Consider the following 22,909-nt stretch of genomic DNA (forward strand, 5'->3'; position numbering starts at 1 on the left):
CGCGTATTCCCCGAGCCGGGGAGAGAAAAAGAAACTTCTGCCAAAGTGGACAGGAAGCTATAAATCAGCGCAGAGAAAATGGCCGGTCCTACCGAACCAACGGTTGCTCACTATCCGATTTGATATCTTGTGAGCATGGCTATGGCTGTGCCGGTAAAGCGGGCTTTCAAGTACCGCTTCTATCCGACCGACGCGCAGGCAGCCGAGTTGTCGCGAACGTTCGGATGCGTGCGCAAGGTCTACAACCTCGCCCTTACCGCCCGCACCCAGGCGTGGGTGCTGCGACAGGAACGGACCAACTACAACGCCACCTCGGCGATGCTCACGGCGTGGAAGAAGACCGAGGAATTCACCTACCTCAACGAGGTGTCCTCGGTACCGCTCCAGCAGGCGCTGCGCCATCTGCAGGCGGCGTTCACCGGCTTTTTCGCCAAACGGGCGAAGTATCCGCGGTTCAAGAGCAGGAAGAAGTCTCGCAAGTCCGCCGAATACACCACCTCGGCGTTCCGCTTCCGGGACGGTCAGTTGACTCTGGCGAAGATGGCCGAACCGCTGGCGATCGTATGGTCGCGTCCCCTGCCCGAGGGAGCGCAGCCGTCCACGGTCACCGTCTCCCAAGACAGCGCCGGACGCTGGTTCGTCTCGCTGCAGTGCGAGGACCCCACCGTCCGGCCCCTGCCACCAACGGACGCGGCGGTCGGCGTGGACGCGGGCCTGGACCACCTGCTGACCCTGTCCACCGGCGAGAAGATCGCCAACCCCCGGCACGAGCGGCGCGACCGGGAACGGCTGGCAAAGGCCCAGCGGAGCCTTTGCCGCAAGGCCAAAGGCTCGGTGAACCACGGTAAGGCCCGCCGCCGCGTCGCCCGCGTCCACGCCCGCATCACCGACCGCCGCCGCGACACCCTGCACAAGATCACAACTCGGCTCGTTCGTGACAACCAAACGATCGTGATCGAGGACCTGTCGGTGCGGAACCTGCTCAAGAACCACACGATGGCCCGCGCCATCTCCGACGCGGCCTGGAGCGAGTTCCGGAGCATGCTGGAATACAAGGCCGACTGGTACGGCCGCGAGATGGTCGCGGTGGACCGCTGGTTCCCCTCTTCCAAACTCTGCTCGACCTGCGGCACCCTCCGGGAGAAGATGCCGCTCAACGTCCGCGAGTGGACGTGCGACGGCTGCGCCACGGCCCATGACCGGGACGTGAACGCGGCACGCAACCTTCTGGCCGCCGGGCTGGCGGTGTCGGTCTGTGGAGCCGGTGTAAGACCTCAACGGGAGTCCTCCCGAACGGGGCGGTCGGCAGCGAAGCAGAAACCCTCACAGCGCGAGCCGTGAGAATCCTCTTCTTGGAAGAGGAGGAGAGGCCAACACTTCGCTCCCTGGCCGCCATGGACGATGTCGCCGTGATCGTCCAGACTTTTGACACACCGTTCAATTGGTGCGGGCGCAGAGTTTCCCGGGAGCCGTTGTGCCGGAGGACAACAAGGGGTCGCTGAGCATGGCCGGGCCGCCTTCGGGCCTGGACGGGCCGCCTTCGGGCACGGCCGCGGAGGCACTGCGCATGGGCGGGCGGCCGCTGGCCGCCCATCTGCGGGCGCGCGCGCCGGAGCTGACCCGCCGCGTCCTGGAACGGCTGCTGGCCGAGCTGCCCGTCTACGCCGAACTGCCGAACGAGGAGATCGCCGGGGACGTCGCCGGGATCGTCCAGCACAGCCTCCGCCAGTTCGCGGACGTGCTGGAGCGCCGCCGCCCCGCCGGGGCCGGCGAGTTCGGGCGGCAGCGCGACTCGGCCGCGCTGCGCGCCGAGGAGGGCGTCCCGCTGGAGGCGATCCTCACCGCCTACCGGATCGGCGCGGCGATGGCCTGGGACGAGCTGGCCGCCGGCGCCCGGCCGGCCGACCTTCCCGACCTGCAGGAGGCGCTCGGCTACTTCGTCGACTTCCAGGCGCGGCTGACCACCGCCGTCAGCGGCTCCTACCTGGAGGTCCGGCAGGTCCTCGACAGCCAGGAGCAGGGCGGGCGGCACGCCCTGATGACCGCACTGCTCGCCGGGGAGCCGCTCGACCTGATCGTCCGCCGGACCGGCCTGCGCCCCGCCGCCCGGTACGCGGTCCTGACGCTCGCGTTCACCCGGACGCCCGACGAGCGCGGCACCGGCCAGCGCGCCCGGGTCGCCGCCCGCCGCAAGATCCGCCGCGTCCGGACGGTGCTGGACCGGTTCGCCGGCGAGCCCGCCCTCACCGCGCTCGACGCGTCCGGCGGCACGGCGCTGCTGCCGTTCGCCGCGCCGCCGGCCTGGGACCTGGTGCAGGACCTCGTCGCGCGGGCCGGGAAGGCCGCCGACACCCGCGTCACCGCGGCGGCGGAGATCACCGGGCCGTCCGGCATCCCCGCCGCCGTCACCCAGACCGCCGAGATCATCGACCTCGTCCGCGGGACGGGCCGCCCGCCCGGCCTGTACCGGCTCGCCGACGTCCTGCTCGACTACCAGCTCAGCCGGCCGAGCGGCGCGCTCGCCCTGCTCGCCGGGCTGCTGGAGCCGCTCGACCGCAAGCCCGAACTGCTGCACACGCTGCGCCGCTACCTGGCGGACGACCTGGACCGGCGCGCCACCGCGGCGGCCCTGCACGTCCATCCGAACACGGTCGCCTACCGCGTCCGCCGGATCTGCGAGCTGACCGGGCTCGACCCGGCCCGCCCGACCGACCTGCAGCTCCTCAACGCGGCGCTGGTGGCGCGCCGGTCACTCGGCTAGGGCCAGCGCGGGTCGAGGACGTCGAACTCGTGCGGCAGGCCGAGCGCGTAGCGGACCTTGTCGTTCGCCTTGAACAGCGTCCACAGCGGCGACTCGTACAGCTCGTGCACCGAGCAGCGCGACGCGTTCGACCCGGCCGCGTCCAGCAGCGCGTTCACCGCCTGCCGCCCGCCCTGGTTGGCGCCCTCCATCGTCGTCACGTTGATCGGCGTCTTCACCCAGTCGCCGGCGAGGAACAGGTTCGGGATCTTCGTCTTGGCGTCCGGCCGCAGCTTCCACGAGCCGGGCTGCTGGATGAACAGCGGCGTGTCGTTGGTGACGCCGCTGCCGCTGCGGACGATCGCCGGGTCCAGGAACCACGAGTGCAGCATGTCGTCGGTGAGGACGGTCCCGGTGTCGTTGAGGTGCGCCTTGATCTCCGCCCACGTCTCCGCGGCGATCTCCGCGGGCGTGCACTCGCTCGCCTTCTTCTTGTTGAACGTGCCGGGCGTGAACCAGTCGGAGATGATCGACGACAGGCAGTCCTGCACGGTGCCGTCCCCGTAGGTGGAGAAGTCCCGCTTCCAGAACTGCTCCTGGCTGATGGACGTGACCGCCCACGCGGAGTCGCCGTAGTTGACGTGGCCGGGCGCCAGCGGCAGTTTCTTCTTGAGGAAGAACTGCAGGCCGGTCATCCAGTCCGTGCGCAGGCCCTTGATCCCGCCGAGCGCCGGATCGGCCTTGAGGATGTCGTCGCTCAGCAGGTTCACGGCCCGCTCGCACGGCATCGAGACGATGTACCAGTCGGCCGTGACCGTGCTGGAGCTCCCGTTCGCGGTCACCCCGGCGCCGGTGATGGCGCCGCCGGAGATCTGCAGCGAATCCACGTTGTAGCCGACGTGGAAGGTGACGCCGAGGCTCTTCAGGTGCGCGATCCAGGGGTCGAGCCACATCTCGGACGTCGACCCGTCCAGCACCCGGTCGACCGTCCCGCCGGGCTCGTTGCCGAGGTCGAGGATGCTCCACACCGTCGCCTCGCCGACCTTGGCGATCGAGTGGGTGCTGGCGTCCTTGGACTTGGTCGCGGCCAGGTTGCGGATCGTCCCGTCGGCGATGAACTTGTTGTACTCGTCGGAGAACCGGTCGGCGCGGATGTAGTCCGACCACGTGATGTTCTCCCACTGCCCGAGCTTGCGCGCGTCGCAGCTGGTGACGTAGACGAGCAGTTTCTGCGCCGCGAACGCCGCCTCGGTGAGCGACAGTTTCGCGACCGTCTGCAGCCCGGACTGGATCGTCGCCAGGAAGCTGGCCTTGTCGTAGATGCTGGAGTCCGGCGGCAGCGGGAACGGGAACGGGATGGTCAGGTCGGGCCGCCCCTGCCGCGACATCATGTACGCGTCGGCGCGGACGAGGTTGTCCCAGCATCCGTTCTGGTTGCCCGGGAACGGCGTCCGGCGCATGTTGTCGGTCAGGTTGAAGTAGAAGCCGGGGAAGAACCGGAATCCGTGCTCGCCCGGCAGGTCGAGGCGCCCGCCCGTCCCGGTGCCGGGCGGGAAGATGCTGCGCGCCTTCCCGCCGAGGGCCGTGCGCTCGTAGACGTCGACCTGGAAGCCCCGGTCGGCCAGTTCGTGGGCCGCGCTCAGCCCGGCGACGCCGCCGCCGAGCACCGCGACCCGCTTCCCGCCCGCGGCCCGCGCGGGCGCGGACCCCATCGCCAGCGCTCCGGCCGTGGCCGCGCCCATCAGCCCGGCGTCGCGCAGGAACCGCCTGCGCGTGGTCTCACCCATGGTGACCTCCTCTGGCGCTCCGGATCTTCCGGAGCCCGCAGGGCGCCCGCGCGCCCCCCGACCGGGCGCTTCATAAGTGTTGAGTTACTTGTAACACGCTATTAACGTGTCGCCAATAGGAACTGGAAGTCCGTCAACACCGGCACGCTCCGCCGCTGCGCGCGGCCGCGTCCGGCGAGGGGCGGAGCGGTAGGTTGCCGGGGTGTTCGGAATCTTCAGGCGGCGCCGCGGGGCCGAGCTCGCCGCGGTCGAGGCGGACATCACCGCACTCGGGGAGGCGCTGGCGGGACATGCGCTGGAGCCCGCCGAGCATGCCGGCGACGCGGACCTGCTGGCCGACTACGAGCGCGCCCTCGACGCGTACGAGCAGGCGAAACGCGCCTTCGCGGGAGACAGGGACCTCCTCGACGCCGAGGACGCCGTCCGGGCGCTGGACGCGGGGCGCCACGCGCTGGCCTGCGTGGACGCCCGGCTTGCGGGCCTACCGGTACCGGACCACCGTCCGCTGTGCTTCTTCGACGCGCGGCACGGGCCGTCGGTGCGGCGGGCGGTATGGGCTCCGCCGGAGGGGACGGCCCGCCCGGTGCCGGTGTGCGCGGCGGACGCGGTGCGGCTGGAGGAGGGCCTCCCGCCGATCGAGACGGGGCGCGTCGCCGGGTCCGGGAGCCGGAAGCGGGAGCGGGCCCGGCCCGGCGAGCCGGCCGGCGCGGCTCCGTTCGACGCGCCTCCCGCCGGGACCGCGCAAGGGAGCGTGGCCCGCAGGAAGGGCAACGCCCGCGTCGAGCTCTCGATCGCCCCCCGGGAGGCGGCCGTTCTGGTGGTCCGCTTCTCCGGACCCACGGCGGCGTCCGTCGACATCCGGCACCGGGGCAACCCGAGGTCGCTGTGGTCCGGGACGGGCGAGCCGACCCGGCGGGTGGTCTTCCCGCTCGCCGCGGGCCGGAAGCGGCTGCTGCCGGTGCAGATCACGTCCGACGTGCCCTGGGAGGCGTGGCTGGTCGCACTGGAGGACGTGCCGCCGTTGCGGGACGGGACGTCCGGACAGGGCATGTACCTGTTCCGGCATGACGGCGGGCCGGTCCCGATACGGGTCCGGCAGAAGGGGCGGGGGTCGTTCGCGCTGCTGCGGTTCTCGTGGTCGTGCGACCTCGCGGGGTCGGTGGTCGCCGGGTCGGGCTCGTTCACCAAGGCGGCGGAGCTACCGGGACCCGGGCTGTTCCTCGTGCGCGCGAGCGCCGAGTGGACCATCGACGGCGTGCGCTGACCGGGCCGGCCGCACGGGCGCGGGCCCGTGCGGCCGGGTGGGTCAGGCGGCCGCCGTCACCTTGGCCGCCACGCTGGGCGGGACCTCGGCGTACGAGTCGAACTGCATCGAGTGCACCGCGCGGCCCGAGGTGGCGCCGCGCAGGTGGCCGACGTAGCCGAACATCTCCGCCAGCGGGACGAGGGCGCGGACGACCTCGGCGCCGCCCTGCGGCCGGGTGCCCTCGACGCGGCCTCGGCGCGCGTTGAGGTCGCCGATGACCGCGCCCATATGCTCGGCGGGCGTGGTGACCTCGACGGCCATCACGGGTTCGAGCAGCGCGGGCGACGCGCGGCGGACCGCCTCCTTGAAGGCCAGCGAACCGGCGATCGTGAAGGCGAGCTCGGACGAGTCGACGGGGTGGTGGTCGCCGTCGAGCAGGGTCACGCGCACGCCCGTCATCGGGAAGCCGGCGAGCGGGCCGGTCCGCATGGCCTCCTGGCAGCCGTCGTCCACGGACGGCACGAAATGCCGCGGAACGCGCCCGCCGGTCACCCGGTTGACGAACTCGTAATGCTCCTCGATCGGCTCGATGGAGAGCCGGACCTTCGCGAACTGCCCCTTTCCGCCGTTCTGCTTCCTGTAGGTCACCTCGACGTTCGAGGCGGCCCGGCGGACGGTCTCCCGGTAGGCCACGCGCGGCCTGCCGACCGCGGTGTCGACGCCGTGGTCGTCCCGCAGGCGGGCGACGAGGATCTCGAGGTGGAGCTCCCCCATCCCGCCGATGACGGTCTGGCCGGTCTCGGCGTCGGCGTGCACCCGGAAGGACGGGTCCTCCTCGGCGAGCCGCTGGACGGCGGCGGCCAGCCGCTCGTGGTCGCCCCGCGCGCGGGGCTCGATGGCGACCTCGATGACCGGGGACGGGAAGTCCATGGACTCGAGCACGACGGGGTGCGCCGGGTCGCAGAGCGTCTCGCCGGTCGTGGTCCGCTTCAGGCCCATGACCGCGACGATGTCGCCCGCGCCCGCCGACCCGATCTCCTCGCGGCTGTTCGCGTGGACGCGGTAGATCTTGCCGATGCGCTCCCTTCCGTTCGTGACGCCGTTCAGCACCGGCGTGCCGGCCTCCAGGCGGCCGGAGTAGATCCGGACGAAGGTGAGCCGGCCGAGGTGCCGGTCGGTCATGATCTTGAAGGCGAGGGCGGACAGCGGCGCGCGGTCGGACGCGGCGTGCGGGCCGCCCGCGACGTCCAGCGGCGAGGGCAGGTACCGCGCGATCGCGTCCAGCAGCGGCTGGACGCCCTTGTTCCGGTACGCGCTGCCGCACAGCACCGGGGTGGCGGCGGACGCGACGGTCAGCCTGCGGATCGCCTCGTGCAGCCGCTCCGCCGGTGGTTCGGCGCCGTCCACGTACAGCTCCATGATCGTCTCGTCGTGCTCGGCGAGCGTCTCGACGAGCCGGGCCCGCCCGCGCCGCGCGTCCGCCGCGAGACCGGGCGGGACGGGCCGGACGTCCGGCTCGCCGGAGCCGGACCAGACGAGCGCGCGCTCCTCCACCAGGTCGACGACGCCGGTGAAGCCGGACTCGGCACCGATCGGCAGTTGCAGGACGAGCGGCACCGCGCCCAGCCGGTCGGCGATCATGTCGACGCAGCGGTGCAGGTCGGCGCCCGCACGGTCGAGTTTGTTGACGAAGCAGACGCGCGGGACGCCGTACCGGTCGGCCTGCCGCCACACGGTCTCCGACTGCGGCTCGACGCCGGCGACGCCGTCGAACACGGCGACGGCGCCGTCGAGGACGCGCAGGCACCGTTCGACCTCGATGGTGAAGTCGACGTGGCCGGGCGTGTCGATCAGGTTGATCGTGTGCCCGCGCCAATGGCAGGTCGTCGCGGCGGACGTGATGGTGATTCCGCGCGCGCGTTCCTGGTCCGTCCAATCCAGCGCGGTATTCCCGTCGTGCACTTCCCCGATGCGGTGCGAGACGCCGGTGAAGTAGAGGATCCGCTCGGCGGTGGTGGTCTTGCCGGCGTCGATGTGCGCCATGATCCCGATGTTGCGAACGGTCGTCAGGTCAAGGAAGGTCGCGGTCATCGGGAATCACTCCTTTTCTGGCTCTCGCCGGTGGGGACGCGGAAATGTTCCGCGGCCCCGCGACGATAACCGCGGGCCCGGAATCGGCGCCAATTGTTTTTCCGGCGTTCTCCGGGCCCCGGAGCGATCAGCCGGCGGGGTTGAGCAGCCCCGCGGAGACGACGGCGCGGCCGAAGGGGCGGGCCAGGTCGGCGAGGCGTTCGCAGCCGTCCTCGCCGAGGGCGGTGTAGGCGGGCAGCGCGAGCTCGTCGGTGCGGTCCTCGATCCGCTGCCGGAACGCCTTCCCCTCGGCCGAGAGCTCATCGCCGTCGAGGAGGCCGCGGGCGCGCAGCGCCTCCTCCGTCGCGGCCCATTCGTCGGCGGGCCACGCGCGGGTGGCCTTGAGGAACGGCGTCGGGACGGTGCCGGTGGCGGCGTGCAGGACGAGCGCTTCGAGGGGCGCGACGCCCGCGTCCGTCAGTGCGGCCACGTGCCCGTCGCCGCGGAACTCGCGGAGCAGGGTCTGGGCGTGCCAGAGCCGGTCGATCGGCTCGTCCGGCCAGGGCAGGGCGGCGTGCGCGGCGAACAGGGGGCGGCCGTGCAGGTGGCCGCAGGCGGCCTCGGCGGCGCGGGTGGCGAGGCCGAGGATCTCGTCGAGGCCGTCGACGCGGTGGATGCCGGCGCGGCGCAGGGCGGCGCCGGCCGCGTCCAGCCGGGCGGCGAGCACCTGCTCCGGGGTCGCCTTCTCCCAGGCGGCGGGCAGGGCGGCGCGGACCAGCCGGGGGTGGAAGTTGTAGAAGGTCGCGATGACGACCTCGGCGGACGCGCGGCCGAGGGCGGCGGACCGGGAGGCGAAGTAGCCGGCGGCGCCGTCCAGGCCCAGCGCGGCGTAGCGCTCGGGTCCCTCCGGCACGAAGTAGATCATGCCGTGCACCGGTTCCAGCCGGCGCCAAGCCTCGCGCGCTGCCCGCATCGTCCGTCCTCCGTACCGACCAGTAGGAATTCGAACGTAATTCTAGTTTCCGGCGCCCGTCAATCCCCCGCCTCCTCCGGCGCACCCCGCGACCAGGAAGATCGTTGACGAAAGTTCGCACCGGCAGCACCGGCGGTTCACCCTTCCCGCGCCATGATCATCAGGCTGTCACCGCACAGGAGGGTGGTACCGGTGGTGAGGAAGTGGACGGTGGCCGTCGCGGCGGCCCTGGGCACGGCGGTCGTCAACACGGCGGTCCTGAACACGGCGGCCGCGGGCACGGCGGGCGCCGCCCCGGCGCCCCCCGCGGCGGACGGCGCCGGATCCGGCGAGCGCCCCGCCGCCCGCGCGATGCCCGGCGCGGCGGCGGTCGCGGACCTGCGCTACACCTCGGCGCTGCGGCTCGCGCCCGGGGTCGTCGCGCGGACCTTCGAGACGTCCGGCGTCGGCGGGAAGGCGGTCGGCGACCTGCTCGACGTCGACCTGCGCGCCCCGCACGTCCGGGTCGGCCTGCTGCACCCGGACGCGATCGCGCAGCGCGCGACGGTCTCCGGCATGGCGAACGCCCAGCACGCGATCGGGGGCGTCAACGGCGACTTCTTCAACATCAGCGAGACCCACGCGGGCGTGCCGCCGACCGGCTCGTCGTCCGGGCCGGAGGTGGACGGCGGCCGCGCGCTGAAGGCGGCCGTGCCCGACGGCCAGCGGTTCGGGCCCGCGCTGCCGCCCGGGACGTCCACCCGCGACGTGATCGGCGTCGGCACCGACCGGCGCGGGCACGTGGCGAGCCTGCGGCTGGCCGGGACGGTCCGCTCCCGGCTCGGGACGCTGGAGCTGGGCGGCCTCAACCAGTACGCGCTCCCCGTCGGCGGCGTCGGCGCGTTCACGAGCGAGTGGGGCGCGGTGTCGCGGCAGCGCGCGGTCTGCGGCACGGACCACGCCCGCAACGACCCGTGCAGCACCGACACCGCGGAGGTCGCGGTGCGGCGCGGCGTCGTCACGAGCGTCTCGGACGCCGTCGGCGACGGCGCGATCCCGGCGGGCACGACCGTGCTCGTCGGCCGTGACGAGGGCGCCGACGCGCTGCGGCGGCTGCGCAGGGGCGACCGGGTGAAGGTCCGGTACCGGCTGACCGGAAAGGTGCGGTTCCGGTTCGCGGTGGGCGGCTTCCCGATCCTGCGCGGCGGCCGCCCCCTCGACGGACTGGACGCCGCCGGCCCCGCGCCGCGCACCGCCGCCGGCGTGAGCCGCGACGGCCGCCACCTGTACCTCGCCGTGGTGGACGGGCGGTCGGAGACCAGCGGCGGCGTCACCGTCGCCGAGCTGGCGTCGCTGCTCGCGCGGGCCGGCGCGTCCGCCGGGGTGAACCTCGACGGCGGCGGATCGTCCGCCTTCGTGGCGCGCGGGCCCGGCGAGTCGTCGGCGACCGTCCGCAACGTCCCGTCCGACGGCGCCGAGCGGGCCGTCGCCAACGGGATCGGCGTGTTCTCCTGAGTCAGCGGGGCGGGCGCGGGCGCAGGTCGTCCAGCATGAGGCGGCTGAGCCGGAGGACCTCCTTCTGCGGGTCCCACAGGCCCGGCGCGTCCGTGCCCGCCCCCTGGTGCGGGCGCTCCATGCGCCGCTGCAGGCGTTCGGCGTCCGCAAGCTCCTCCTCGCCGGGCGCCTCGGGCAGCCGCCGGACGAGCCCGGCGAGCATCCCGAGCACGCGCGCGTGGTCGTGCCGGAACGCCTCGGGGAACCGCAGCTCCTCGGTCTCCGCGTCCCCCGCCTCGGCGTAGGTGCCGGCGATCGACCGGACGTACGTCGTCGCCTGGTCGAGCGTGTTCATCAGCCGGGTCGCGGGCCAGCGCTCCGGCTCGTCCCGCCACCGCAGCCGGTAGCCGCGCAGCTTCGCGCGCGGGTTGGCGCGCATGCTGTCGCGGCCCTGCTCGTAGGCGTGCCGCGCCTGCTCCTGGACGGTCCGCAGCCGCTCGTCCGCCTCGTCCCAGTACGGACGGCGCCCGTCCGGGTCGGTGACGGCGGCGGAGAGGGCGTCCATCGCCTCGGCGAGGGCGTCCCGCATCCGCTCCGCGGCGTACTCGGCGCGGCGCAGGTGGAGCGGCGGGAACACCAGCGCGTTCACGGCCAGCCCGACCGCGAGCCCGAGCGCGACGTCCCCGAGCCGCGGCAGCGTGTACCCGACGGCGTCGCGGCCGCCGAGCAGCAGCGCGAACAGCGCGGTGAACGGGACCTGCGACGCCTGGCCGCCGAGCCGCCGCCACCCCGACGCCATCATGGCGAGGGACAGCACGACGGCGATGCCGAGGACGTTCGGGCCGATCCAGATGCCGACCGGTATCGCGAGCGCGGCGCCGATGACGAACCCGGCGCCGTAGGCGAGGCTCTCCCGGACCGACCGCACGACCGACGGGTACACGCCGAGCAGCGCGGCGAGCGGCGCGAAGTACGGCTCGGAGTGCCCGGCGACGTACCGCGCCGCCGTCCACGCGAGCACCCCGGCGACGACCGCCTTCGCGGTGAGCTTCAGCCGTTCCCGCCAGTACCGCCACCCCGCCCAAGGCAGGACATACCCCCACAATCCACTGATCCACACCGCCCCCCGATTCCCCCCGATCACCCAGCCATGCCGCCACCCCGGCGCCCGCGCCCCGGCGGGCCCGCGCAGCGCCCTCCCCCGACGCCCTCGCCCGCGCAAAGAAAATGCAATTAAGGAATAGCGAATCGCCGCGCCGCGGATGTCACAAATCGCACTGCCGGTGGAACCGCACCGAACCGGAATGAGGCATCGGGGGTTGACTTCCCCGCGGAAGCTCGGTTAGAAGCGAATAAGGGATTCCTTTCGGGTACTGGATCCGGAGCGGAGGACGTCTTGACGACGGTCGTGCCGGCGGCGGACGGGCGGGGGCTTGCCGTGGAGGAGTGGGGAGAACCGGCGGGCCGCCCCGTCTTTCTCCTGCACGGCACGCCCGGCAGCAGGCTCGGCCCCATTCCCCGCCCCATGGTGCTCTACCAGCTGGGCATCCGGCTCATCACCTTCGATCGGCCGGGATATGGCCGTTCGGACCGCAGCATCGGACGCGCGGTCGCCGATGTCGCCGACGATGTACGGCGAATAGCCAACGCGCTGGAATTGCGGGAATTCGCCGTCCTCGGCCGGTCCGGCGGCGGTCCGCACGCGCTCGCCTGCGCGGCGCTGCTGCCCGGCCGGGCCCGGCGGGTCGCGGCGCTCGTCGGGCTCGCGCCCGCACAGGCGGAGGGGCTCGACTGGTTCGAGGGGATGGCGGCCTCCAACACCCGCGAGTACCTCGCCGTCCGGCGGCAGGGCCCGCTGGTGTCGGCCCGGCTGCGGTCGGTCGCCGACCGGATCCGCGCCGACCCGGCCCAGTACGTCGCCGACCTGTCCGCCGAACTGACCCAGTCCGACCGCCGCGTCGTGTCCGACGCGGGCATGCGCAGGATGTTGCTGGAGACGTTCGCCGAGGCGTTCCGCACGTCCGCGGACGGCTGGATCGACGACCTGCTCGCCTTCTGCGCGCCGTGGGGATTCGAACTGGGCGACATCGTGGTGCCGACGATGCTGTGGCACGGCGCCAACGACACCTTTTCCCCCGCCGGGCACTCCCGCTGGCTCGCCGACCGCATCCCGACCTCGACCGTGGTCGTGCAGCCCGGGTCGGCGCACTTCGGAGCGTTCGACGTCCTCCCCGACGTGCTGACCTGGCTCGTCCAGCCGGACAGCGCACCGGGCGCCCGCACCTCACAGCGGCTGTAGTTCGAGGTCGCGGTTGACCCGCACGCCGGCCCGCACGTCGGAGATCAGCGGGTGCGGATGGTCCACGGCGAGGACGAGCAGCCCCGCGCAGGCGCGGTCCCGCAGCTCCTGGGCCTCCGAGACGCGGCCCATCGCGTTGAGGGTGACCGACAGGTTGGCCCGGCAGGCGTTGGTGTCGGGGTGGTCGTCGCCGAGCACCCCGACCAGCCTGCCGAGCACGTCCCGCTCGAGATCGTGCGCCCGCTCCGGCTCGCCGCCGTCGGCGAGGCAGTTCGCGGAGTTCAGCACGGCGGACAGCACGTACGGATGCTCGCGGCCGAGCAGGCCGGTGAGCCGTTCGACGACGTCGCCCGCCAGCACGCGCGCCTCCCCCACGTCGCCGGCGCCGCGCAGGTAGCAGGCCAGGTTGTTGCCGATCATCACGGTGTAGGGGTGGTCCGGTCCCATCTGCTCGGTGTGCTTGGCGAGGATCGTCCGGGTACGGTCGCGCGCGCCGATCTTGTCGCCGAGCGCGGACATGCACGCCGCGACCTCCAGATCGGCGGGCAGCGTGTCCGGCGAGTCCGGGAAGTACCGCTGGTAGCGGGCGAAGGTCTCCTCCGCCAACGTCAGCGCCTCCTCGCGGTGCCCGGCCCGCCGCAACGACACCGCCAGGCTCTTGCCCGTGCGCAGCGTGTCGAGGATCTGGTCGCCGAGGACGTCCAGGTAGCGCCGGTACACGTCCCGCAGCCTGGTCACCGACTCGTCGAACCTGCCGAGTTCGCGCAGGTCGCGCGCCAGGTTGGCCTCCGAGAACAGCGTGTACGGGTGGTTCTCGCCGAGGGCCGGCGACGTCCGCCGCCGCTCCAGCGTCTCGGCGTCGTACCTGCGGGCGCTCTCCGGGTCGCCGTTCAGCCGGTAGTCGACGGCGAGGTTGTGGGCGATCATCAGCGTCCGCGGGTGGTCCTCGCCCCACGGCACGGCCGCCTTCTCGTAGGTGACCAGGTCCCGTTCCAGCGCCTCCCGGAACTTCCCCATCGCCCGCAGGTCCGCCGCCAGGTTCCCGGCCGTGATGAGGGTGTGCGGGTGCGCGGGGCCGATCGTCGGCGACTTCTCCTGCCGCTCCATCACGTCGAGGTCCAACTCGTAGGCCTCCGCGTAGGAGCCCTGGGACCGCAGCACGTTGGCGATCTGCGACTGCAGGAACAGCCACTGCCAGTGGTCGCGGCCGAGCTTGCCGCTCCACTCGGCGCTCAACTCCCGCCCGGCCGCCATCGCGCTCTCGAAGCTGCCGCGCTTCCACTGGTAGCGGACGAGGTCGGTGAGCATCTGCCGCGTGTCCTCGTCGTCGCACTGGGCGGCGCTCGACGGCTTGACGTGCGGCAGGATCTCCTCCAGCGCCGGCCAGTTCACCGGGTCGTCGGTGTCGCCGTGCTTGGGCCGCGCGCCGAGCAGGATCTTGTGCACGTCGTGGCAGGTCGTCTCGGTCGGCCCCGGCTCCATCCCGTGCCGGATCACCGCCTGCACCAGCGGGTGCACCTGGATGGAGTTGTTGCCGAGGTCGACCTTCGCCAGCGCGAACCGGCTGATCTCCCGGACGTGCTTGCCGAGCACCAGCTTGTCCCGCAGCGTCTCGTCGTAGGGCGCGAGGACGCCGGCGGTCTCGTCGCTGTAGATCAGGTCGAGCGAGATCGGCTCGGAGGAGAAGAACGCCAGCAGCTCCAGCAGCCGCGCCGCCGCCGGCGAGGCGTCCCGCAGCTGCCGGAAGGTGACGTTCCAGGTCAGCGCGACCGGCTGCGGGAAGGTCTCGGTGCTCAGCGCGAGCGTGGAGGCCGTCTCGTTCTCCAGCGCCTGCAGGTACTCGCTCGCCGGCATGAACGTCGACGCCAGCCACGCCGCGGCCTGCTCGATCGCCAGCGGCAGGTAGCCGAGCGCCCTGCCGATCTTGCGCGCGTTGTCGTCGGAGATCTCGCCGACCCGGCGGACCAGGTGCGCGGCGGCCTCCTCCTCGGTGAACACGTCCACCGCCAGCGGCGCGGCGAGCTGCGTCCAGGCCGGGTCGCGGGAGGTGATGAGCACGTGGCCGTCGCCACCCGGCAGGTAGGGCTCCAGATCCCGCGGGTTGTCGGCGTTGTCGAAGATGAGCAGCCAGCGCGCGGTCGGCTCGCCGCGCCGAAGCGCCTCCAGCGCGGCGTTGGCGGCGTCGGTGATGCTCTCGCCGACGCGCAGGTCGATCTGCTTGGCCAGGTTCGCCAGCGCGGCGCGGATCGAGTCGGGCTGCTGCGCGCTGATCCACCACACCAGGTCGTAGTCGGCCTTGAAGCGGTGCGCGTACTCCAGCGCGACCTGCGTCTTGCCGACGCCGCCGAGCCCGTGCAGCGCCTGCGGCAGGACGACCCGCTGCGTCGAGCCGAGCAGCTGGTCGCGCAGCTGCTCCAGCAGCCGGCCGCGGCCGGTGAACACCGCGTTGCGGCGGTCCACGTTCCAGACCGGCGGCGCGGTGCGGGCCGCGCCCGGGAACCGGGGCCCGACCCGGGAGTGCTCGGGCGCGTGCTCCATCGCCTGCCCGGGGCGGCCGAGCGCGCGGACGAGCCGGTCGGCTCCCTCGCGCTCGCCGAGCCCGGTCAGGTCGATCGGCACCGGGCCGTTGAACGCCGAGCTGAGCGGCGCGTCCAGCACCCGCACGGCGGTCAGCCGGCGCTGCGGGGCGGCGGTGCGGCCGGCCAGCGAGTCCCAGGCCCGCTGCGCGTGCGGCGAGGCGGCGTAGGCGGGCGAGATCAGCACGATGGTGTGGCCGGCGGTGTCGGGCGGGTCGTCGTCGCCGCCGGCGGCGTCCACGCTGCAGGTCAGCACCCGGAACCCGGCCCGGCCCAGCACCAGGGTCATCCAGTCGACCCACGGCCGGTCCTCCGACATGTAGCTGATCAGAACGTCGGTGACCTCGGACGGGCCGCGCCGCGCGAACCGCTCCAGGGTGCCGAGCCGCAGCTCCTCCGGGACCGGCCGGTACCCGCTGACGCGCCCCTCGGTGATCTCGCCGGTCAGCCGCTCGAACGCGGCGAGCATCGAGTTCGGCGAGCCCGGCGCGTCGCCGAACGTCGCCAGGGTCTCCTCGAACGCGTAGTACGGCCGGTACGGGATCTCCACCGACAGCCAGTACCGGTTCGCGTCCTGCCGGCTCATGCCTCGCGGGAACCGGTCGAAGCACGCACGGGCGTAGGCCCGCCCGGCCTCCACCTTCGCGTTCTCCCCGAAGTCGATCCGCATCGGCACCGGCAGGATGCGGATGCCGCGCTCCCGGTACCGCTCGTCGATGTGCGCGGCGATCGCGGCGGCGCCGTCGATGCTCTGATCGCTGAGCGTGAAGCAGTCGACCAGGACGTCCGGGAAGTGCACCGTGCAGATGTCGGCGATGTCGCTCAGCCCGGTGCGGCTGTCGATGAGGATGTAGTCGTAATGGCGGCGCATGTCGGTGCGGAGCGCGTCGAAGAACTGCCCGCCGCCGAGCCGGTCGTAGAAGTTGTCCCAGTCCATGCTGGTGATGAGCGACGAGTAGTCGCGGTTCTGCCGTCCCGCCGACACGAAGTCGAGCGTCCCCTCGCCCGGGAACTCCCACTCCAGCGTGACCGCGTGCCGCAGGATCCGGGCGTACTCCAGGTGCCAGTCCCGCTCGTCGTTCTCGTGCTTGGTCGTCGCCGCCCACGCGTAGTCGGTGAGCAGTTCGATGACTCCGGGCGTGGCGGACACGACGTTCTGGTCGAGGAACGGATGGAAGAACTTGTGCAGCCCCGGCGACTCCAGGTCCCAGTCGACCACCAGCACCTTGTGCCCCGCCATCGCCATGATCCAGGCGACGTTGGCGAGCGCGGTCGTGCGTCCCGTGCCGCCCTTGTAGGAGTAGAAGGTGACGATGGTGCCGTCGTTCGTCATGGCTTCTCCTGCGTCAGCTGTCCGGTCCCCGCAGGGTGGGCCGGGGCATGGTCGGCGGCGTCCGCGGCGGGTGCACGCTGGCCGTCTTCAGGTAGCGGGTGACGGCCTCGTTGACCGCCTTCGGCAGCGCGTCGCGGAAGGCCGCCACGGACGTGACGCGCTTGGCGGAGCCATGCAGGGCGGTGCTGTTCGGCAGCACTTCGGTGAGGTCGCCGTTCAGCTCGTCGGCCCGCGCGGAGGTCTCCGGGTCGTCGGCGTTGAACGGCGCGATCACGTTGACCGGGTCGCGGTCGAGCTGCCGGAGCCGCTTGCCGATGTCGCGGTCCTTGACCGCCCACGGGTCGACCAGCAGGACGCTCGGCGAGTCGGCGGGCCGGGCGCCGGCCTCGTCGACGCCGTCGATGATGGAGCGGTGGCCGAGCTCGGTGAGCACCTGCCCGGCGTACGCCCCGATCGGCATCGTGTGGGCCTCGCTGCGGAACGGCGTCCACTCGCGCGGCGTCCGGCCGTAGTAGTAGGAGTCGCGCCCGGGCGCGAGCCGCTGGGCGGACTGCGCGGCGAGCGCGAGCCGGATCGCCGGGCGGGACGCGCCGGGCGGGTTCTCGGCGAACGGGCTCCGCAGCGTCTCCAGGCTCGGGATGGATCGCGGCGAGAGGGCGCACTCGGCGGCGCGCTCCTTGATGAGCGCCGCGAGCCGCAGCACCGTCTCCTTGTAGTGCTCGCGGTGCCGGCCCAGTTTCATGATCCCGTACAGGCCCTCCGCGGCGTACGCGGCCGGGAACCCTGGCGGGACGTTCTGCATGGACTGCAGCGGCTGCGGCACCTCGTCGGGACGCATCGGCATCCACAGCGCCGGGATGATCGCGGACGGCACGTCGAGCCCCGCCGACAGCGCCTGGTACCGCTTCAAAAACGCCGCCCACTCCTTTCCGCAGTAATCGCTGAGGAAGTAGGCAGGCGAGAACAATGCGACGAAGACCCGGCAGTTCGCCAGCGCGTCGGCGAGATGGTCCGGCCACTCGCCGCCCACCGGAATCTGCCTGTCCATAAAACCCGGATTCTGCATGCCCGTGGCATGCCCGACGTCCTGGCAGAGGTCGTCGAAGAACTTGACGACCCACCGGTCGGAGTTCTCCGGGCGGTACCGCGACCTGGCATAACTCAGGAAGAAGTGCGGGCGTCGCTCATCCGCCAGGAGTCTTCCGAGCATGCCGCTCCTTCCGGTTCCATCACTGTATAGCGGCAATGCCGGGCACGATACAGGCCGCCGGACGCGTATTTTTACCGTGAACAGTTCTGCGCGTCAGATGACACAAAGTGGTCATCGACGGGTGCCGCCCGCCCGGCCGCGGCCGCCGGGCGCGGTCATCTCGTGCGCGCGTGCGCCATCCATCCGGCCGCGAAATCCACGGCCTGCCGCAGCGGCAGCAGCCGGGCCCCCGCGGCCCCCACCCGGCCCTTCACCACATGGCGGGTACGGTCGAGCGCGGCGCCGATCTCCGGGAAGTCGCCGTCGTCGAGGACGACGTCCCGGTACCGCCACCATTCCGGCCGCCCACCGCGCAGCACCATGCAGCCGTACCAGCGCGTCGGCGGGTCCTGCCGGTAGCGGTACTCGGCCAGGTGCAGTGCCGTGCAGCTCGCGTAGCCGACGCCGAGCAGCAGGATCGACGCGCCCGCCTCGTAGAGCCGGGCGAGCGGCGAGCGCTCGCCGAGATGGCAGGCGGGGTCGTGGTCGCCGGCGAAGAAGCCGGCCCGGGCGTGCAGCGCGGCGAACGACGTCTGCGGATGGGCGCTGCGCACGGCCCCCGGCGACGTCCGGACGTGCTCGGCCAGCGCGCCCATGCCGGTGGACGGGGTCGTCATGGGATCGAAGGGCGGCATCGTCCGCAGGTGGCGGCGCCGCTCGTCCTCGCTCATCCCCCGCGTCCGGGCCAGGAACGCACGGGAGGTGTCGGAGTTGTCGGACGTGGCGGTGGGGACGACGATCGTCCCGGCCGGCCCGAGCACGTCGCCGAGCGCCGCGGCAACGGTCCCGGCACCGCCCTCCACCCTGCCGACGCGGCGCAGTGACGCGTGCACCAGGAGGCGGCTCCCCGGCTCGACGCCGAGCGCGCGCAGATCCTCCGCCAGCGATGCCCGGTCCGACGCGGCCCGCGCACCGGGCGGGCCTCCGCACATCGCCTCGTCCACGGGTCAGCCGGCCGTCCCTGGGGCGGGCCAGCCCTCCAGAGTGCGCCGCATTCCGGCGACGAACTGCTCACCGAGCCCCGTCAGCGCCCCGGACTCCTGAAGCGTGCGGACCGCCTCCAGCGTCTTGGGATACCAGTCGGCGAAATGCCGCCCCGCCTCGGCCGCCGTTTCCGGATCCCGGTCGTGCGTGCGCCGCCGCCAGAAGTCGGCGACCGCGATGTGCGCGTACGTGCCCTGCAGCAGCCCCTCCAGCGGGCGCGGGTCCCTGCGCCAGGGCGCGTGGTACAGGCGGTCGTCGCGGGCATCGTAGAGGTCGACGAAGTCGAGGACCGCGCCGAGCTTGACGTGCTGGAACTCGTGGAGGAGCAGGAGGCAGAGCATCTCCGGACGGGCGGGCAGCGCGATGCCGACCGACCCGAACGCGTCCCGCGCCGCCGAGCTGACGCTCCCGCCGTCCCGGGGAGCCTCCAGCGGGACGATGGTGGTGAGCGCCCCGGCGATCCCGGGCGCGTACTCCGCGTACTCCTTCTCCAGCAGCGTCCAGGCCTCCTCGAAGGACGCCTGCCATCGCGCGAACCCTTCGGCGCCGAGCCGCGCCGCCGCCGGGTGCTCGTGGCAGTCGCGATAAGGGTCGAGGTCGTCGAGCGCGACGGAGAACGTCCCGGCCTTCAAGTGCCGGACGGGTTCGAGCTCCCCGGCCGCGTCCACGTGCAGCGCGCCGTCGCGCACGCGGACGGTGGTGCTCTCCTTGCCGGCGACCGGATACCGGCCGATCCCGGGGAGGTAGACCGCCCCGTCGCGGACGGCCACCGTGAGCTCGGCGCTCATCCCGGCGCGCCACGCGGCCGTGCAGGCGAGGGCGGCGAGCATTCCCTCGTCCGCCGCGGACGGCTCGGGCGGCGCAGACGGTTCGGACGGCGCACGGAGCCGGCGCACCGCCCACGCCCGCACGTACGGATGGGCCACCGCCGAGTCGAACGCCTCGGGGGCCGACTCCGCGACCCGGCGCAGCACGTCGAACGCGGCGGCCGGACCGGCGGCGCCGGCCTTCGCGACGAGGACCCGGCGGCCGACCGCCTGGGCGCCGCGCAGCCGGCCGATCGCGTCCGGATCGCCGTACCCGGTGGCGAGCGACCGCAGCGCGGCGGCCGGCAGCGCGTGCGCGGGCCGGGCCGCGCGCCGCTGCACGTGCTCGATCACGGCGATCAGGTCCGGGCAGTAGACGCTCGGGTTGCCGAAGCCGGAGCCGTCACCCCGGTACCGGTGGGCGAACAGCCCGCCGCCGCACGTGCCGACGACCGGGCATTCGCGGCACTGCGCGCACAGCGCCGCCAGCCCGCCGCGCCGCGCCTCGAGGCCTGGATGCCCGGCGGCCTCGTCGACAGCGTGGTGGAAGACGTCCATCCCGGTGGCGGGCGCGCCGTCGTAGGCCGTCTTCAGCGAGTCGGCCTGTTCGTAGCTCCCGTCGGTCTCGACGACGAGCACGTCGGCGGGCTCCAGGCCGAGCGACTCGGTGAAGCTGGCCCCGCCCCGCCCGGCGCTGACGATCGAGTCGAAGATCCGCACCGGCACCGGGCGCCCGGCGTCGAACCACCGGTCGGCGATCGCGATCAGCCAGTCGGCGTAGGCGGTGGCGGACGGGCGCGGCGGAGGCGCATCCCAGGTGTGGTGCGGCCACAGGAAGTCGATCGCGGGCGGGCGGTGCGCGACGAGCGCCTCGTACACCGCGATCGGGTCGTTGGCGACGTCGATGGTGCACAGCAGGCCGGAGAACAGTTCCGGATATCGGCCGCGGAGCAGCCCGACGGCCTGCACGGCCTTGTCGTAGCTGCTCCGCCCGTCGCGGTACAGGCGGTGCCTGTCGTTCGCCGCCCGGTCGCCGTCCAGCGAGATGCCGACCTTGACGCCCTGCTCGCGGAACAGTTCGCAGAACCGGTGGTCGAGGAGCACGCCGTTGGTGTGCACCCGCAGGTCGACGTCGCACACGCCGCGCAGCGGCTGGCGCAGCGCGGCGATCAGGTCGCCGAGGCGGCGCGCACCGGCGAGTAGCGGCTCACCGCCGTGCAGGACGACGGAGACCTCCGTCAGGCGGTGCGCCGCCGCGTGGTCGGCGATGCGCCGCGCCGTGCGCGCCATGGTCGCGACCGGCATTCCCGCCGGCCGCGCGCGCCAACTCTGGTCGGCGTGCTCGTACACATAGCAGTGATCGCAGGCCAGGTCGCATCGCGCGTGCACCTTGAGCACGAACTGCCGCAAAGCGGTTGAGGAGGTCATTGTGCGAGATGACTATTGTCAGATATAGGAGTTGAACGCCGCGACGCGGACCGGATCCGACCCCTCCTCGTCCTTGTCGTCGATACGGGTCAGGCGGGCGGCGAGGCGGGCGGCCTCGGCGTCGGAGGCGAGGTCATCGAGCCCGAGTTCTTGCAGGTCAACGAGGTCCGGCGCGCCTTTGGCTTCCAGAAGGTCCACTTTGATCCATTCTCCAGGGTGATTACGTTACGTAACAATGTTTGTACCGTAAGTCGTGCCGACGCTAGTCCGGGGCTACAGTCAGTCTTAGGTCAAGCAAAGTTTCATGAATGTAGCCTCCAAGTGACAGGTTTCATGAATGTAGCCTCCGAGTGACAGCTTTCGCAGGAAAGTCCATGAATCTGGAATGTTCAAGTAGGACGCCTGCGCACGTGCCGCCGAGGCGCCACTGGCCGGGGCCGGACATGCGCTGGTACGTGGACTTGTGCACACAGAACTTGACGCATAACTCCACTCTGATTCCACTCAAAGTGTGGAGGCACTGGCCGAAGCGGACTTCCCGCCACTTTTCCGGGTGGCCGACGCGAGCGCGGCCGACGGGCAGCACCGGCTGCTCACCGCGACCGCGCTCCGGCTGTCCGCGCTGCTCGCCGCCGCCGTGCTCGGTGCGTTCAGCGTGCCCGTCGGCCGCCTGGACGCGGCGGCCCTCCTCGCCGCGGCCGGGCTCGGCACGGCCCTGGTCATCGAGGTCTACCTGCTCACCGAGCGCCCCGACCGGCAGTGGTACGAGTCCCGTGCCGCGGCGGAGTCCGCCAAGACCCTCGTCTGGCGGTTCGCCGTCGCAGGCCAGCCGTTCGGTGCGGACACCGGCGACCGCGCCGCCGAGTCGCTGCTGCTGCACCGCTTCTCGGTGATCCTGGGCAACATGCACGCGGTCAGCGCCGACGGCGACGACGGCAGCCGGCCCCAGGTGACCGACGAGATGCGAGCGATGCGGGCGCGGCCGCTGGAGGAACGCCGGCGCGCGTACCGGACGGGCCGGATCCTCGACCAGCGCCGCTGGTACAGCCGGCGCGCGAAGGAGCACGGCCGCAGCGTCGCACGCTGGTCGCTGTTCCTCGCGTCCATGGAGGCGCTGGGCCTCGTCGCGGCGGTGCTGAACGCGGTCGGGGTGTTCGGCCTCGACCTGCCGGGCATCGCGGGCGCGGTCGCCGCGGGCGGTCTCGCCTGGGTGCAGACCCGGCAGCACCAGCAGCTCGCGACCGCCTACGGGATCGCCGCGCAGGAGCTCGCCGACATCTCCGCTCGCCTGCGATGGCCGGAGACCGAGGCGGAATGGGCGCACTTCGTGGACGAGGTCGAAGAGGCCATCTCCCGGGAACACACGCTCTGGTGGGCGTCCCACGTCTGAACCGCCCACCGCTCGCCCGCGAACGGCACACCGGAGGAAGCCCATGCGGATCGCCATCACCGGACACCGGGACCTCGACGGTCCGACGGCCGCGCTGGTGCGCCGCGAGATCCGCGCGCTGCTCGCGCCGTTCGCCGGTGACCTCTGCGGTGTCTCCTGCCTGGCCGCCGGGGCCGACCAGATCTTCGCGCGGGCCGTCCTGGAGCTGGGCGGGCGGCTGGAGGTCATCGTCCCCGCGAGAGGGTACGCCGCCGCGCTCGGCGGCCGCGCCCGGCGCGGGTTCGAGGACCTGGCGGCCCGCGCATCCGGCATCCGGTGGCTCGACCACTTCGCCCCCGGTCCCGGCCCCTACCTCGAGGCCGGCCTGGCGATGCTCGACCGCGCGGACCGGCTGATCGCCGTGTGGGACGGGGCGCCGGCGCGGGGGCGCGGCGGCACCGCCGAGATCGTGGAGCACGCGCGCCGCCGGGGCATCGCCGTCGACGTCGTCTGGCCGGGCGGCGCCGTCCGCGCCCGCGTGACCGGGCCGGACGCGGTGGCGGACCGCGCGTGACA

Annotated in this window: 16 protein-coding genes; 7 read left to right on the forward strand and 9 right to left on the reverse strand. The window is 72.7% G+C overall.

Annotated elements, in window-relative coordinates:
- The first annotated feature begins 141 nt into the window (after positions 1-141).
- On the forward strand, positions 142-1,341 hold the full coding sequence (locus J4557_RS03440; RefSeq protein WP_208265042.1) for an RNA-guided endonuclease InsQ/TnpB family protein: 1,200 nt from the start codon (positions 142-144) through the stop codon (positions 1,339-1,341).
- Between the two features lie 133 nt (positions 1,342-1,474).
- Positions 1,475-2,761: a PucR family transcriptional regulator gene (locus J4557_RS03445; protein ID WP_307799349.1), complete on the forward strand. Its 1,287-nt coding sequence runs from the start codon at positions 1,475-1,477 to the stop codon at positions 2,759-2,761.
- On the opposite strand, the gene J4557_RS03450 is transcribed toward J4557_RS03445, so the two are convergent.
- A complete protein-coding gene (locus tag J4557_RS03450) occupies positions 2,758-4,527 on the reverse strand; it encodes a hydroxysqualene dehydroxylase (protein WP_208264858.1) in 1,770 nt (589 codons plus the stop codon). The genes J4557_RS03445 and J4557_RS03450 overlap by 4 nt on opposite strands.
- Before the next feature lie 202 nt (positions 4,528-4,729).
- Here J4557_RS03450 and J4557_RS03455 point away from each other — a divergent pair, with 202 nt between their 5' ends.
- The gene (locus J4557_RS03455) at positions 4,730-5,791 is read left to right on the forward strand and encodes a hypothetical protein (RefSeq protein ID WP_208264859.1); all 1,062 of its coding nucleotides are present in this window, start codon (positions 4,730-4,732) and stop codon (positions 5,789-5,791) included.
- A gap of 42 nt (positions 5,792-5,833) precedes the next feature.
- Here the strand turns inward: J4557_RS03455 and fusA are convergent, their stop codons facing one another.
- Complete coding sequence (gene fusA / locus J4557_RS03460; RefSeq protein WP_208264860.1) at positions 5,834-7,864, reverse strand: elongation factor G; 2,031 nt, start codon at positions 7,862-7,864, stop codon at positions 5,834-5,836.
- A 127-nt stretch (positions 7,865-7,991) separates the two neighbouring features.
- Positions 7,992-8,816, reverse strand: coding sequence for an SCO6745 family protein (locus tag J4557_RS03465; protein WP_208264861.1), 825 nt, complete (start codon positions 8,814-8,816; stop codon positions 7,992-7,994).
- 192 nt (positions 8,817-9,008) lie between these two features.
- On the opposite strand from J4557_RS03465, the gene J4557_RS03470 reads away from it, so the two are divergent.
- Entirely contained in the window at positions 9,009-10,310 is a 1,302-nt protein-coding gene (locus tag J4557_RS03470; protein ID WP_208264862.1) for a phosphodiester glycosidase family protein, read from the forward strand.
- A 1-nt stretch (position 10,311) separates the two neighbouring features.
- On the opposite strand, the gene J4557_RS03475 is transcribed toward J4557_RS03470, so the two are convergent.
- Positions 10,312-11,394 carry an FUSC family protein gene (locus J4557_RS03475; protein ID WP_208264863.1) on the reverse strand — a complete coding sequence of 361 codons (1,083 nt, stop codon included), beginning with the start codon at positions 11,392-11,394 and terminating at the stop codon, positions 10,312-10,314.
- 291 nt (positions 11,395-11,685) lie between these two features.
- Here J4557_RS03475 and J4557_RS03480 point away from each other — a divergent pair, with 291 nt between their 5' ends.
- Positions 11,686-12,588 carry an alpha/beta hydrolase gene (locus tag J4557_RS03480; protein WP_208264864.1) on the forward strand — a complete coding sequence of 301 codons (903 nt, stop codon included), beginning with the start codon at positions 11,686-11,688 and terminating at the stop codon, positions 12,586-12,588.
- Here the strand turns inward: J4557_RS03480 and fxsT are convergent.
- The 5 genes from fxsT to J4557_RS03505 all read right to left on the reverse strand — a co-directional run bounded on the left by fxsT (position 12,574) and on the right by J4557_RS03505 (position 21,162).
- Positions 12,574-16,497: an FxSxx-COOH system tetratricopeptide repeat protein gene (fxsT, locus tag J4557_RS03485; protein WP_208264865.1), complete on the reverse strand. Its 3,924-nt coding sequence runs from the start codon at positions 16,495-16,497 to the stop codon at positions 12,574-12,576. The two genes, J4557_RS03480 and fxsT, sit on opposite strands and share 15 nt — an antisense overlap.
- Before the next feature lie 13 nt (positions 16,498-16,510).
- Complete coding sequence (locus J4557_RS03490) at positions 16,511-17,707, reverse strand: TIR-like protein FxsC (RefSeq protein ID WP_208264866.1); 1,197 nt, start codon at positions 17,705-17,707, stop codon at positions 16,511-16,513.
- Positions 17,708-17,862: 155 nt separating this feature from the next.
- Positions 17,863-18,690, reverse strand: a complete 828-nt coding sequence (locus tag J4557_RS03495; protein WP_307799350.1) for an AAC(3) family N-acetyltransferase — start codon at positions 18,688-18,690, stop codon at positions 17,863-17,865.
- 3 nt (positions 18,691-18,693) lie between these two features.
- On the reverse strand, positions 18,694-20,964 hold the full coding sequence (locus tag J4557_RS03500; RefSeq protein WP_208264867.1) for an FxsB family cyclophane-forming radical SAM/SPASM peptide maturase: 2,271 nt from the start codon (positions 20,962-20,964) through the stop codon (positions 18,694-18,696).
- Between the two features lie 18 nt (positions 20,965-20,982).
- Entirely contained in the window at positions 20,983-21,162 is a 180-nt protein-coding gene (locus J4557_RS03505; RefSeq protein WP_208264868.1) for an FxSxx-COOH-like cyclophane-containing RiPP peptide, read from the reverse strand.
- Positions 21,163-21,475: 313 nt separating this feature from the next.
- On the opposite strand from J4557_RS03505, the gene J4557_RS03510 reads away from it, so the two are divergent.
- Both J4557_RS03510 and J4557_RS03515 read left to right on the forward strand, forming a co-directional pair.
- Positions 21,476-22,354 (forward strand): DUF4231 domain-containing protein, encoded by an 879-nt coding sequence (locus tag J4557_RS03510; protein WP_307799351.1) that lies wholly within the window; start codon positions 21,476-21,478, stop codon positions 22,352-22,354.
- Positions 22,355-22,397: 43 nt separating this feature from the next.
- Positions 22,398-22,907: a hypothetical protein gene (locus J4557_RS03515; RefSeq protein WP_208264870.1), complete on the forward strand. Its 510-nt coding sequence runs from the start codon at positions 22,398-22,400 to the stop codon at positions 22,905-22,907.
- Positions 22,908-22,909 lie beyond the last annotated feature (2 nt).

This window comes from Actinomadura nitritigenes, assembly GCF_017573545.1.
In the GTDB taxonomy this organism is placed as follows: Bacteria; Actinomycetota; Actinomycetes; order Streptosporangiales; family Streptosporangiaceae; genus Spirillospora; species Spirillospora nitritigenes.

What these genes read in the sequence shown, in the direction of transcription:
- J4557_RS03440 (WP_208265042.1), top strand. Translation starts at nt 142, where the DNA reads ATGGCTGTGCCGGTAAAGCGGGCTTTCAAGTACCGCTTCTATCCGACC.
- J4557_RS03450 (WP_208264858.1), bottom strand. Translation starts at nt 4,527, where the DNA reads ATGGGTGAGACCACGCGCAGGCGGTTCCTGCGCGACGCCGGGCTGATG.
- fusA (WP_208264860.1), bottom strand. Translation starts at nt 7,864, where the DNA reads ATGACCGCGACCTTCCTTGACCTGACGACCGTTCGCAACATCGGGATC.
- J4557_RS03465 (WP_208264861.1), bottom strand. Translation starts at nt 8,816, where the DNA reads ATGCGGGCAGCGCGCGAGGCTTGGCGCCGGCTGGAACCGGTGCACGGC.
- fxsT (WP_208264865.1), bottom strand. Translation starts at nt 16,497, where the DNA reads ATGACGAACGACGGCACCATCGTCACCTTCTACTCCTACAAGGGCGGC.
- J4557_RS03490 (WP_208264866.1), bottom strand. Translation starts at nt 17,707, where the DNA reads ATGCTCGGAAGACTCCTGGCGGATGAGCGACGCCCGCACTTCTTCCTG.
- J4557_RS03500 (WP_208264867.1), bottom strand. Translation starts at nt 20,964, where the DNA reads ATGACCTCCTCAACCGCTTTGCGGCAGTTCGTGCTCAAGGTGCACGCG.
- J4557_RS03515 (WP_208264870.1), top strand. Translation starts at nt 22,398, where the DNA reads ATGCGGATCGCCATCACCGGACACCGGGACCTCGACGGTCCGACGGCC.